The organism is Siccirubricoccus phaeus, from assembly GCF_008360935.1.
GTDB classification, from domain to species: Bacteria; Pseudomonadota; Alphaproteobacteria; order Acetobacterales; family Acetobacteraceae; genus Siccirubricoccus; species Siccirubricoccus phaeus.
The window spans coordinates 241,021-252,812 of sequence record NZ_SRXO01000007.1; the positions used below are offsets into that span (position 1 = coordinate 241,021).

General features: G+C 72.6%; 9 protein-coding genes. 7 read left to right on the forward strand and 2 right to left on the reverse strand.

All coding sequences use genetic code 11. From position 1 onward, the window contains the following. Window positions 1–46 precede the first annotated feature (46 nt). Window positions 47–2,755: a preprotein translocase subunit SecA gene (gene secA, locus E5N76_RS12570; protein WP_149537641.1), complete on the reverse strand. Its 2,709-nt coding sequence runs from the start codon at window positions 2,753–2,755 to the stop codon at window positions 47–49. Window positions 2,756–2,954: 199 nt separating this feature from the next. On the opposite strand from secA, the gene E5N76_RS12575 reads away from it, so the two are divergent. The 4 genes from E5N76_RS12575 to argJ all read left to right on the forward strand — a co-directional run bounded on the left by E5N76_RS12575 (window position 2,955) and on the right by argJ (window position 7,574). Beyond that, window positions 2,955–3,611, forward strand: coding sequence for a glutathione S-transferase family protein (locus E5N76_RS12575; RefSeq protein WP_149537642.1), 657 nt, complete (start codon window positions 2,955–2,957; stop codon window positions 3,609–3,611). A 616-nt stretch (window positions 3,612–4,227) separates the two neighbouring features. After that, complete coding sequence (locus E5N76_RS12580) at window positions 4,228–5,115, forward strand: peptidylprolyl isomerase (RefSeq protein ID WP_149537643.1); 888 nt, start codon at window positions 4,228–4,230, stop codon at window positions 5,113–5,115. A gap of 204 nt (window positions 5,116–5,319) precedes the next feature. Next, a complete protein-coding gene (locus tag E5N76_RS12585) occupies window positions 5,320–6,258 on the forward strand; it encodes a tripartite tricarboxylate transporter substrate binding protein (RefSeq protein ID WP_149537644.1) in 939 nt (312 codons plus the stop codon). A 77-nt stretch (window positions 6,259–6,335) separates the two neighbouring features. Then, the gene (argJ, locus tag E5N76_RS12590) at window positions 6,336–7,574 is read left to right on the forward strand and encodes a bifunctional glutamate N-acetyltransferase/amino-acid acetyltransferase ArgJ (protein ID WP_149537645.1); all 1,239 of its coding nucleotides are present in this window, start codon (window positions 6,336–6,338) and stop codon (window positions 7,572–7,574) included. 120 nt (window positions 7,575–7,694) lie between these two features. Here the strand turns inward: argJ and E5N76_RS12595 are convergent, their stop codons facing one another. Then, window positions 7,695–8,015: a hypothetical protein gene (locus E5N76_RS12595; RefSeq protein WP_149537646.1), complete on the reverse strand. Its 321-nt coding sequence runs from the start codon at window positions 8,013–8,015 to the stop codon at window positions 7,695–7,697. Window positions 8,016–8,369: 354 nt separating this feature from the next. On the opposite strand from E5N76_RS12595, the gene E5N76_RS12600 reads away from it, so the two are divergent. The 3 genes from E5N76_RS12600 (at window position 8,370) to E5N76_RS12610 (ending at window position 11,742) form a co-directional block, all read left to right on the forward strand. Next, complete coding sequence (locus E5N76_RS12600) at window positions 8,370–9,530, forward strand: glycosyltransferase family 2 protein (protein WP_149537647.1); 1,161 nt, start codon at window positions 8,370–8,372, stop codon at window positions 9,528–9,530. Continuing rightward, window positions 9,523–10,482 (forward strand): class I SAM-dependent methyltransferase, encoded by a 960-nt coding sequence (locus E5N76_RS12605; protein ID WP_187830134.1) that lies wholly within the window; start codon window positions 9,523–9,525, stop codon window positions 10,480–10,482. Before E5N76_RS12600 ends, E5N76_RS12605 begins: the two co-directional genes overlap by 8 nt. A gap of 276 nt (window positions 10,483–10,758) precedes the next feature. Beyond that, window positions 10,759–11,742 carry a bifunctional GNAT family N-acetyltransferase/(deoxy)nucleoside triphosphate pyrophosphohydrolase gene (locus tag E5N76_RS12610; RefSeq protein ID WP_187830135.1) on the forward strand — a complete coding sequence of 328 codons (984 nt, stop codon included), beginning with the start codon at window positions 10,759–10,761 and terminating at the stop codon, window positions 11,740–11,742. Window positions 11,743–11,792 lie beyond the last annotated feature (50 nt).

Below are 11,792 nucleotides of genomic sequence, written 5' to 3' on the forward strand. Positions count from 1 at the left end.
GCCTTTGCCCTGCCAGGAACGCGCCGCCAGGCGTCGGGATCAGCCGTCAAACCCGCCCATGGCAGTGCTTGAACTTCTTCCCGCTGCCGCAGGGGCAGGGGGCGTTGCGCGGCGTGCGGCCCCAGGCGGCGGCCTCCGCCTCACTCATCGCCGGCGGCAGCGGCAGCGCGGCGGGACGCGGCGCCTCCGCCATGGCCAGGCCCTCGCCCGCCAGGGCCGGCTCCGGCCGACGCAGATCCATCACCGTCACCGGCTCGGGCATCGGCGGCGGGGCTTCCGGCCGCAGCTCGATCCGCATCAGCACGCCGGTCACCCGCTCCCGCAGCTCGCCCAGCATGGCGTTGAACAGGTTGAAGGCTTCCTGCTTGTACTCGTTCAGCGGGTCGCGCTGGCCATAGGCGCGCAGGCCGATGCCCTGGCGCAGATGGTCGAGGCTCAGCAGGTGTTCCTTCCAGCATTGGTCGAAGACCTGCAGCAGCAGGGATTTCTCCACCATGCGCATCAGTTCCGGGCCGAGATTGGCGGATTTCGCGGCATAGTGCCGCTCCGCCTCGGCCTCGATGCGCTCGCGCACCTGGGTTTCGTCGATGCCCTCTTCCTTCGCCCAGGCGGCGACCGGCAGGTCGAGGCCGAGCACGTCCCGCACCTTGGCCTCCAGCCCGGTGAGGTCCCATTGCTCCGGATAGGCATTCTCCGGAATGGCGGCATCGACCATGGACGCGATGCATTCATGCCGCATCTCGGCGATGGTCTCCGCCACCTCCGGCGCCTGCATGAAGGCGCGGCGCTGGGCATAGACCTCGCGCCGCTGGTCGTTCATCACGTCGTCGTATTTCAGCAGGTTCTTGCGGGTGTCGAAGTTGCGCGCCTCGACCTTCTTCTGCGCTTTCTCCAGGGCCTTGTTGATCCAGGGGTGGATGATCGCCTCCCCCTCCTTCAGGCCGAGCTTCTGCAGCATACCGCCCATGCGGTCGCTGCCGAAGATGCGCATGAGGTCGTCTTCCAGCGAGAGGAAGAAATGGCTGGCGCCCGGGTCGCCCTGGCGGCCGGAGCGGCCGCGGAGCTGGTTGTCGATCCGCCGGCTCTCATGCCGCTCCGTGCCGATGACGAAGAGGCCGCCGGCGGATTTGGCACGTGCCTTGCCCTCCTCCACCTCGGCCTTGTGGCGGGCCAGGGCCGCCTCGTAGTCCGGCCCCTCGCTCGCCCCGGCTTCCTCCCGCGCCAGCATCTCCACATTGCCGCCGAGCTGGATGTCCGTGCCGCGGCCGGCCATGTTGGTGGCGATGGTGACGGCGCCGGGGCGGCCGGCCTGGGCGATGATGCCCGCCTCCTGCTCATGGTAGCGGGCGTTCAGCACGTTGTGCGGGATCTTCCGCTGCTTCAGCAGCCCGGCGATCAGCTCCGACTTCTCGATGCTGGTGGTGCCGACCAGCACGGGCTGGCCGCGGGTGCGCGCCTCGTCGATCAGCCTGATCACCGCCTCGTATTTCTCGCGCGCGGTGCGGTAGACCTCGTCGTCCATGTCCTTGCGGGCGACCGGGACGTTGGTCGGGATCTCGACGACCTCGAGCTTGTAGATCTCGGCGAATTCGTCGGCCTCGGTGGCGGCGGTGCCGGTCATGCCGGCCAGCTTCGGGTAGAGCCGGAAATAGTTCTGGAAGGTGATGGAGGCGAGGGTCTGGTTCTCCGGCTGGACCGTGACGTGTTCCTTGGCTTCCAGCGCCTGGTGCAGCCCGTCCGAATAGCGCCGGCCTTCCATCATGCGGCCGGTGAACTCGTCGATGATGACGACCTTGTCGTCCCGGACGATGTAGTCGACATCCTTCGAGAACAGCACATGCGCCCGCAGCGACTGGTTCACGTGATGCACCAGCGTCACGTTGTGGAAGTCGTAGAGGTTGCCCTCCTCCAGCAGCCCCGCCTCGCGCAGCGCTTCCTCCACCCGCTCGGAGCCGGCTTCGGTGAGGTTCGCGGTGCGCTGCTTCTCGTCCTTGTCGTAGGTCGCCTTATCGGTGACGAGCGCCTTCACCACCTCATCCACCCGGCGGTAGAGGTCGGAGCTGTCCTCCGAGGGGCCGGAGATGATCAGCGGGGTCCGCGCCTCGTCGATCAGGATGCTGTCCACCTCGTCCACGATGGCGAAATTGAAGTCGCGCTGGACCATCTCGTCCAGCCGGTACTTCATGTTGTCGCGCAGGTAGTCGAAGCCGAATTCGTTGTTGGTGCCGTAGGTGACGTCGGCGGCATAGGCCTCCCGCCGCTGCTCATCGGTCAGCCCATGCACGATGACGCCGGTGGTGAGGCCGAGGAAGCGGTAGATGCGGCCCATCCACTCCGCATCGCGCTTCGCCAGGTAGTCATTCACCGTGACGACATGCACGCCCTTGCCGGTCAGGGCGTTGAGATAGACCGGCAGGGTCGCCACCAGGGTCTTGCCCTCGCCGGTCTTCATCTCGGCGATCTTGCCCTCGTGCAGGACCATGCCGCCGATCATCTGCACGTCGAAATGCCGCAGGCCGAGGACGCGCCTGGCCGCTTCCCGCACCGTGGCGAAGGCTTCGGGCAGGATGTCGTCCAGGCTGGCGCCATTGGCCAGGCGCTGGCGGAATTCGGCGGTGCGGGCCTGCAGCGCCGCGTCGCTGAGCGCCGCGGTGGCGGGCTCCAGCGCGTTGATCTCGGGCACCCGGCCCTGCAGGCTTTTCAGCGCACGGTCGTTGCTGGTGCCGAACAGGGCGCGGGCGAGGCGAGCGAACATGCGGGTCTTCGGACTCCGGGGGCGGGCCGTGGCGGCGCCGCTGGCAGCCGGGCAGGAGAGCGCCCTCTCCGGTCGGGCGGACATGGCGCGGGCCCCGGCGCGGGGCGAGAGATAGGCACCGGCCGCGCCCAGGTCAACGTTGCCCGGCTTGACCGGATGTTCCGGGGATGTGGAAGGTCCCGGGACAGGAGGGACCCCGATGCTGACGATCTATGGCTGCTACCGCTCGCGCGCCTCGCGCAACCTCTGGCTGGCGGGGGAGATCGGGCTGGAATTCCGGCATGTGCCGGTCATCCAGGGCTACCGCCTGCCGGACCCGCTGGCGGTCGGGGCGCCGCTGAACACTCGTTCGCCGGAATTCCTGGCGATCAACCCCAATGGCCGGATTCCGGCGATGGTGGATGGCGGGCTGGTGCTGTTCGAGTCGCTGGCGATCAACCTCCACCTCGCCCGGTCATATGGCGGGGAGCTGGGCCCGCGCGACCCGGCGGAGGAGGCGCTGATGACCCAATGGGCGATCTGGGCCGTCACCGAGGCGGAGCCATACGCCCTCGAGGTGCTCTACCATCTGGCGGCGAAGCCGGTGGCGGAGCGGGAGCCGGCCAGGGCGGCGGCGGCAGTGGCGGCGCTGGCGGCGCCCTTTGCGGTGCTGGACCGGGCGCTGGCGGCGACGGGCCATCTGGTGGGCGGCCGCTTCACCGTGGCCGATCTGAACCTGGCGGAGGTGCTGCGCTATGCCCAGCCGGCGCCGGCGCTGTTCCAGGCGGCGCCGCGCGTCGCGGCCTGGCTGGCCGCCTGCCAGGCCCGGCCGGCCTTCCGCGCCATGATGGCGGCACGGGACGCCGAACCGGCCTGACCGGCTGCCTCGCCCGTCCTGCGGGGAAGAGCGGGGTGGACACCCCGGACGTGGCGGCGGCCACCTTCGACCCCTCCTTCCCGGGGCGGGCGATCGGCGCGGCCTGGGTGGACGCCCGCGCCCCGGCGCAGCAGGGGAGGGCCCTTCGCAGGGCGGGACCGGCGTGGCGTGGGTGACGCCCGCGCCCCTGCGTAGTGGTGGAGGGACCCTTCGCAGGGCGGGACCGGCATGGCGTGGGCGACGCCCGCCCCAGCGCAGCGGGGGAGGGCCCTTCGCAGGGGCAGGATCGACGCGGCCTGGGCAGGCCCCCATAGTTTCGCGTAGCGGAACGGCCCGGCCCCCTCGCAGGGCAGCGGATGCGGCGAGAGGGGCACGCCGGCCTCCTCGCGCGGCAGGCGGCGCCCCTCACGGGCACTCCTTCGCAGGGCGGGGGGGGTGGACGCAGCGGGGCTGGGCGCCCAGATCCTGCCGTGGCGGAGCGGCACTCCCACGCGCTGGACACGGCGTCCAGCCCCCGCGGGGGGCGGGAAGGGCCCGGGGGCGGCCTGACAGCCCGCATCCTTGCTCCGCCTGGCCCCATCCGCCATTGTCCCGCGCCTCCCGGAGCCTGCCCTGCATGTCCTCCCGCCTCACCCTGCTCGCCGCCTGCCTGGCCGTGCCGCTCGTCGCCTATGCCCAGGCGCCGGAGGAGGACCCGGTCCTCGCCCGGGTGAATGGCGAGCCGATCCGGCAATCGGACATGCTCGCCACCGCGTCCGAAGTGCTGCCGCAGGACATGCGCAGCCTGCCGCCGGCGATGCTGGCGCAGGTGCTGCCGCCGGAGATCCGCCGCCAGCTCCTCGACCGCACCATCACCGAACGCGCGCTGGTCATCGCCGCCCGCGCTGCCGGGCTGGACCAGGATGAGGAGGTGCGCCGCCGTATCCGCCGGGCGGAGGAGCAGGAGCTGCAGCAGGCCATCCTCAGCCGGGAAGTGGCCTCCACCGTGACGGAGGAGGCGGTCCGTGCCCGCTATGACCGGGATGCCGCCACCCGCCAGGGGGAGGAGGAGGTGCATGCGCGGCACATCCTGCTGACCTCGGAAGCCGATGCCCGCACCGCCCTGGCCGAGGTGAATCGCCCCGGCGCCGATTTCGCCGAGGTGGCGCGGCGCCGCTCGCGCGACCCGGGGGCGCGGGATGGCGGCGATCTCGGCTTCTTCAAGAAATCCGACATGGTGCCGGAATTCGCCGAGGCAGCCTTCGCCCTGCAGCCGGGGCAGGTTACCCCGGCGCCGGTGCGCAGCCCCTTCGGCTGGCACATCATCAAGGTGGAGGCGCGGCGCCGGGCCGCGGCGCCGAGCTTCGAGGAGAGCCGCGCGGAGCTGCGGCAGACGATGATGCAGGAACAGGTGCAGGCGGTGGTGGCGCGGCTGCGGGGGGCGGTGCAGGTCGAAAGGGTGGAGCCGGCGGCGCCGGCGCCCTCGCTGCTGGATGGGGCGGCGCCGCCCCCGGCTAGGCGTTGAGAGGGGCTCTGCCCCTCTCAAACTCTCCCCGCCAAGGGCCGAAGGGCCCTTGGAACCCTTGAGTTTGGCGCTTCGACCCACGGGTCCAAGACTCATGGTTTCCAAAGGCCCTTCGGCCCTTGGCGGGGTCGAGAGGGGGCAGCGCCCCCTCTCGACCCCGCGTGCCTGCCTTGCTCAGATGCCTCCTCCACGGAGGAAACGACAATGCGGAACGCCCTATGGGCCGCCGTCCTGGCGCTGCTGGCCCTGCCTGCCGCGGCGCAGAATTGGCCCAGCTATCCGATCCAGCTCATCAACCCCTATCCCGCCGGCAGCACCACGGATCTGCTGGCGCGCGCCCTGGCCCCCGGCCTCTCCGCCCGCCTCGGCCAGCCCGTGGTGGTGGTGAATCGGGACGGCGCCGCGGGCAGCGTCGGCGTCGCCGCCGTCGCCAGGGCGGCGCCGGATGGCTACACCCTCACCTTCACCGCCACCACGCCCCTCATCGTCAACCCCATGCTCCGGGGCGATCTCGGCTACACCCGTGAGTCGCTGGACGGGATCTGCCAGACCTACGACCACGCCTTCGCTCTGATCGTCCGCCCGGACTCCCCGCTGCGCGACCTCTCCGGCCTGCTGGCGGCGGCCAGGGAAAAGGGCAGCCTGCAATTCGGCCATCTCGGCATCGGCTCCATCCAGCACCTGGCGGGCGTTTCCCTGGCCCAGGCGGCGGGGGTGGAGCTGGAGCCCATCACCTATCGCGGCGACGGCGCCGTGGTGGTGGATGTGCAGGCCGGGCGGGTGGATTTCGGCATCACCGTCGCCGCCTTCGCGGTCAGCCAGCCGGTGCGCACCATCGCCCTCTTCGCCGCTGAGCGCTCCCCCGCCTTCCCCGGCGTGCCGACGGTGAAGGAGCTGGGCTATGAGGTCTCCGCCGCCAGCTATGGCGGCGTGCTGGCCCCCGCCGGCCTGCCGGCGCCGATCAAGGCCCGGCTGGAGGAAGCCTGCGCCGGCGCGGTGACGGATGAAGCTTATGTGGCGATGGCCCGCCGCACCCTGCAGCCCAGCCGGCCCTATCTGGACAGCGCCGCCTTCGCGGCGCGCATGCGCGAGGATGCCGCCGGCAAGGCGGTGCTGCTGCGCCGGATCGGGCTTTTGCAGTAGCGGCAGCGGCGGCATAAGGGCGTCCTGCATCACTGCGGGGGCCGTCTCTCCCCGCGCGCCTGAAGGGGGAATGCCACATGGCGGGTAAGGATCTGCCGGTATCGCCGCTCGCGGTACCGATGCCCGAGATGCCGGCTGTCGCCGGCGTCAGCCTGGGGATCATCGAGGCGGGCATCCGCTACAAGGGCCGCGCCGACCTGACGATGCTGGTCTTCGCCCCCGGCACCACCGTCGCCGGTGTCTTCACCAAAAGCCAATGCCCCGGCGCGCCGGTGGATTGGTGCCGCGCCGCGCTGAAGGGTGGCCGCGCGCGCGCCTTGGTGGTGAATGCCGGCAACGCCAATGTCTTCACCGGCAAGGCGGGGCGGGAGGCGGTGAATGCCACGGCCGAGGCCGCCGCCCAGCTCGTCGGCTGCAAGCCGCGCGAGGTCTTCCTCGCCTCCACCGGCGTCATCGGCGAGACCCTGCCGCATGAGAAGCTGACCGCCGCCCTGCCGGCCCTGCACGCCGCGCTCTCGCCGGAGCGCTGGCCGGAGGCCGCCCGCGGCATCATGACCACCGACACCTTCCCGAAGGCCGCGGTGCGCACTGCGGAGATCGCCGGCACCACGGTGACTATCGCCGGCATCGCCAAGGGCAGCGGCATGATCGCGCCGGACATGGCGACCATGCTGAGCTTCGTCGCGACCGATGCGAAGATCCCAGCCGCCGCCCTGCAGGCGCTGCTGAACAAGGGCGTGGCGAGGAGCTTCAACTGCATCACGGTGGACAGCGACACCTCCACCAGCGACACGCTGCTGCTCTTCGCCACGGGCGAGGCGAAGCACAAGCGCGTGCCGGCCGAAGGCGGTGCCATCCTGCGCGACTTCGCCAGGGCGCTGGACGATCTGCTGCTCGACCTCGCCCTGCAGGTGGCGAAGGACGGGGAGGGGGCGCAGAAGCTCATCGAGATCAACGTGACCGGCGCGAAGACCGCCCGCTCGGCGCACAGGGTCGCCATGGCGGTGGCGAATTCGCCGCTGGTGAAGACCGCCATCGCCGGCGAGGACGCCAATTGGGGGCGCATCGTCATGGCGGTGGGCAAGGCGGGGGAGCCGGCGGATCGCGACCTGATCTCGGTGGCGGTCGGCGGCACCTGGATGGCCAGGGAAGGCGGCGTGGTGCCGGGCTATGACGAGACGCCCGTGGTCGCGCATATGAAGGGGCGGCAGGTGGAGATCACCATCGATCTCGGCCTGGGCAAGGGCAAGGCCCGGGTTTGGACCTGCGACCTCACCCATGGCTATATCGACATCAACGGGTCCTACCGGTCCTGACCGCCGGACCGCCCGCCTCGCCGGCACAGCGGCAGGCCGCGCGTCGCCTGGCCCGCAACGGGCGCCGCCCGGGCATCGGCGCAACGGGCCGGCCCGGGCGCCCGGCCGCACCCTTCCCCGTCAGCGCCCTGGCGCCGGCCGGTTGAGCGGCGGGGTCGGCTGCGGCGCCGGGGCGGGCGCGCCGGGCGCGCCCTCCAGAACCGCGCCGCCGCCCCGATGCGCCTGGTTCGCCTCCGGCGTCCGCGGCCCCAGGTCGATCGGCGCGCTGGGCGAGGCATCCGAGCCCGAGCGGTCGCCGCTGCGTGGCGGCGGCGCGGGTGGCGACGGGAGGGGCCGCGCGGTCCCGGCGCCGGGCGAGCCGGTGGTGGTCTGGGCCTGCGGCAGGGCCGGGACAGCCAGCAAGCCGGCGCAGAGGGCGAATGGCAGCAGCAGAATCCGCATGGGTCGGGTCCATCGGAAGGTTCGCCCCCCCAACGTGATCCCGGGGGCCCGGTTTCGCCGCTGGCCGCCCGCCGCCCGCGGCCATGGGCGCCCTCCCGCTGGCCGAGGCGCGCCGCGACTCGGGACGGGCGCCGGGCCTTGGCGAGCCCGTGGCAGGGCGGGGGGCGTGACGGAGGCGCCGGCCGCCTTCCATCCGGATCCTGGTTTGCTCTCGTAAAGTATAAAGTCTACAACATTTTACCGACCTGGCCGGAAGGCGGGCCGTTCCTGCCGCGGCCGCTCCGGGCAGCGAGCCGGCGCGCCATGCCGTCCGGCTCAGCGCCAGGGGGCGGAAATTGAGTTAGATTGGACGGAATGTTCGAAGCTGTTCTGCCCGCGCTGCTGCCGGCGCTGCTCTTCGCCGGCCATGCCCTGTGGCGCTGGCGGCGGCTGCGCCTGCCGGCGGTGAAGGCGGAGGGGCGGGTGACCCTGATCCTGCCCATCACCGGGCCGCAGCCCGGGCTGGAGGCGCTGCTGGATTGCCTGGCGGCGCAGAGCCTGCAGCCCCGGCGCCTGGTGGTGGCGGTGGAATCCAGGCTGGACCCGGCCCATGCCCGCATCACCGCCCTGGCGCATCGCTGCCCCTTCCCGGTGCAGGTGGTGCTGGCCGGCCACGTCCCCTGGCGGGGGCAGAAGAACACCAACATCATCAAGGGCATCAGCCTGGTGGATGAGGAGGATGACGCGGCGGTGCTGCTGGATGCCGATATCCGCCCGCAGCCCTGGTGGCTTTCCGCCGCCGCCTCCCCGGCCATCCTCGGCACGCATGACATCGTCACCGGCTTCCGCTGGCAGTCGCTGGAGGGTCGGGGCCTCATCGGCCATCTGGTGGCCTGGATCGACCGGATGGGGGCGGTGCTGATCCTGCCGCCGCGCTTCGGCCTGGTCTGGGGCGGTACGGTCGGCCTCTCCCGCCGCGCCCTGGCGGTGCTGGACCTGCCGCGGCTGCTGGACCGGGCGCTGGTGGACGACCTCACCATCGGCCAGGCGGCGCGGCGGCGCGGGCTGCGCGTGCTGCCGCGCGGCGCCATCACCGTGCCGACGCCGAAGGATGGCGACACAATGGACCAGCTCCGCTTCATGCGGCGGCAGCTTCAGGTGGTGCGGATCTGCCAGCCCGGCTTCTGGACGCTGCTGATGGGCGTGTCCCATCTCTCCGTCCTCGGCTGGCTCTATGCGCTGAGCCAGGCGCCGGCGCCCTGGGCGCTGCTGCTGCTCGGCATGTTCGCCGCCAGCGGCGTCACCAGGGCTGTCGCCCATGCCGGGATCGGCGCACGGATCGGGGCGCGGGACAGCCGCCCTGCCCTGGCGGTGCAGATGCTGGCGGGTGCGCTGCCGCCGCTGGCGGATGGGCTGGTCGCCCTGCTGGGCTGGAGCATGCTGCGCACGCGGCTGGTGCGCTGGCGGCATGTGGAATACCGGGTGGAGGGGCCGGAGGCGGTGCGGGTGGTCGCCCGGTTCCCCCCGCTTGGCTGAGCCGCCGCCGCCGCCCTGCCCCATCACCGGCGAACCGGCGGCGGAGCTGCTGCAATCCATCCCGGCCAAGCTGCTTTACGACCTCTGGCGCCGGGGGGCGCGGGTGGAGCCGGCGCCCTTGCGGCGGGACCAGGGGCGGGTCAATCTCTGGCGTTCCCCCTGTGGCCTGGCCTTCTTCGACCCCGCCCTGCCGGGCAGCCCGGGCTTCTACGCCGCGCTCTACGGCCGCGTGCGGGCGCATGAGACCATGGCCGGGGAGGCGGCGACGCGGGGGGATTTCCGCGCCGGCGCCGCCCTGGCGCGGCCGGGGGACGCGGTGCTGGATGTCGGCTGCGGCCATGGCGCCTTTGCCGGGCTGCTGCCGGCGGGCATCCGCTACCAGGGGCTGGAGCCGCATGGCGCGCCGCCCCCCGGCAGCCCGCCCATCAGCGCCGAGACGGTCGCGGCGCATGCGGCGCGCTGCCCCGGCGCCTATGACCTGGCCTGCGCCTTCCAGGTGCTGGAGCATGTGGCGGACCCGCTGGGCATGGCGGCGGCCATGGCACGCTGCCTGAAGCCGGGCGGGCGGCTGGTGCTGGCCATGCCCATCTGGCCCTCGCCGCACACCGACTTCCCCAACAACCTGGTCAACCTGCCGCCGCATCATCTGAGCTGGTGGGACGCGGGCGCCTGCCGCGCCCTGGCGGCGGCGCTGGGGCTGGAGGTGGAGCAGGTGGGGCCGCTGGCCACCTACCCCTCCCAGGCCTCGCTGCACTGGGCGCTGCGGCTGACGCCCTTCCGGACTGCGCCAGGGGCCTGGGTGAAGCCCTATTGGCGCTGGCACCTGGCCGGGGCGGCGGCGCTGTGGCTGGGGACCAAGGCAGCGCGCTGGTTCGGCCTGCCACGAGGGGCACGGCCGCTGGATATCCTGCTGGTTGCGCGGAAGCCGCCGCCATCCGTGCCGGCGGCGTGAGCCCCGGGGCACGGCCGAGGGTCGCGGCAGCGGGGGCCCCCGGGGGAGGCGGCAACCGGCCGGCGAGGCGCCGCAGCGGAGGCGTGCCGCTGGCGCCCGGCCCGGAGGCGGATCGCTGCCCCCGACCGCCACCTCCGGTTGGGGCTCCGATCCCGCTTCGGTCGTCCCCCCGTGATCGCCGCCCGGCCACCCCGCGGATCGGCCGCGCAAGAAGCCGCCGGACCGGTATGGGCCGGGCCGGGTCCGGGCTATACCGGGGCAGCTCCCGAGGACTCCGTGCCGCCCGATTTCACCCCCCTCCACACCGCGCGGCTGACGCTGCGCCCGCTCTCGCCCGAGGACGCCGCCCCGCTCCACCGCCTGGTGAATGACTGGGAGGTGGCGAAGACCCTGGCGCGCGTGCCCTTCCCCTATCCCCGCGAATTGGCCGATGAATGGATCGCCGCCACCTGGGCGCAGATGGCGGCCGGCGAGGCCTGGCACCTGGCGATCGAGCAGGCCGGCGCGCTGGTCGGCTGCATCGGCCTGACCCTGGACCGCGACCGCCCGCGGGAAGAGCGTGGCGAGAAGCGCCGGGCGGAGCTAGGCTACTGGATCGGCCGCCGCGCCTGGGGCCAGGGGCTGGCGCCGGAGGCGGCCGGCGCCCTCTGCGCCTGGGCCTTCGAGTCGCTGGGCCTCGCCGAGATCCACGCCAGCGCGCTGCGCGACAACCTGCGGTCCCAGGCGGTGCTGCAGCGCCTCGGGCTGCGACCGGCGGGGGAGGGGGTGCAGCCCTTCCTCTCCCGTGGCGGCAAGATGCCGGTGCTGCTGTTCCGCGGCGACCGCGCGGCGCTGGCGGCGGCCAGGCCGGCGCCGCCGCCGAAGCCCATCGTGCTGGTCGCCGCCGTGGCGCTGGTGGACAGCGATGGCCGCGTGCTGCTGGCGCAGCGGCCGGAGGGGAAGAGCATGGCCGGCCTCTGGGAATTCCCCGGCGGCAAGGTGGATGTGGGGGAGACGCCGGAGCGCGCCCTGATCCGCGAGCTGAAGGAGGAGCTGGATATCGACGTGACGGAGGCCTGCCTCGGCCCCTTCACCTTCGCCTCCCATACCTATGAGAAATTCCACCTGCTGATGCCGCTGTATCTGTGCCGGCGCTGGGGCGGCACGGTGCGCGGGGCGGAAGGGCAGAAGCTGGCCTGGGTGCGGCCGCAGAAGCTGGGCGACTACCCCATGCCGCCGGCGGATGTGCCGCTGGTGGCGATGCTGCGGGATTTCCTGTAGGGGGCTCGCCCGTTGGGGGCTTTGCCCCCAAGCCCCCAGCAGAGGGCGCC

Coding starts and splice junctions, on each gene's coding strand:
- secA (WP_149537641.1), bottom strand. CDS start 2,755: ATGTTCGCTCGCCTCGCCCGCGCCCTGTTCGGCACCAGCAACGACCGT.
- E5N76_RS12575 (WP_149537642.1), top strand. CDS start 2,955: ATGCTGACGATCTATGGCTGCTACCGCTCGCGCGCCTCGCGCAACCTC.
- E5N76_RS12580 (WP_149537643.1), top strand. CDS start 4,228: ATGTCCTCCCGCCTCACCCTGCTCGCCGCCTGCCTGGCCGTGCCGCTC.
- E5N76_RS12585 (WP_149537644.1), top strand. CDS start 5,320: ATGCGGAACGCCCTATGGGCCGCCGTCCTGGCGCTGCTGGCCCTGCCT.
- argJ (WP_149537645.1), top strand. CDS start 6,336: ATGGCGGGTAAGGATCTGCCGGTATCGCCGCTCGCGGTACCGATGCCC.
- E5N76_RS12595 (WP_149537646.1), bottom strand. CDS start 8,015: ATGCGGATTCTGCTGCTGCCATTCGCCCTCTGCGCCGGCTTGCTGGCT.
- E5N76_RS12600 (WP_149537647.1), top strand. CDS start 8,370: ATGTTCGAAGCTGTTCTGCCCGCGCTGCTGCCGGCGCTGCTCTTCGCC.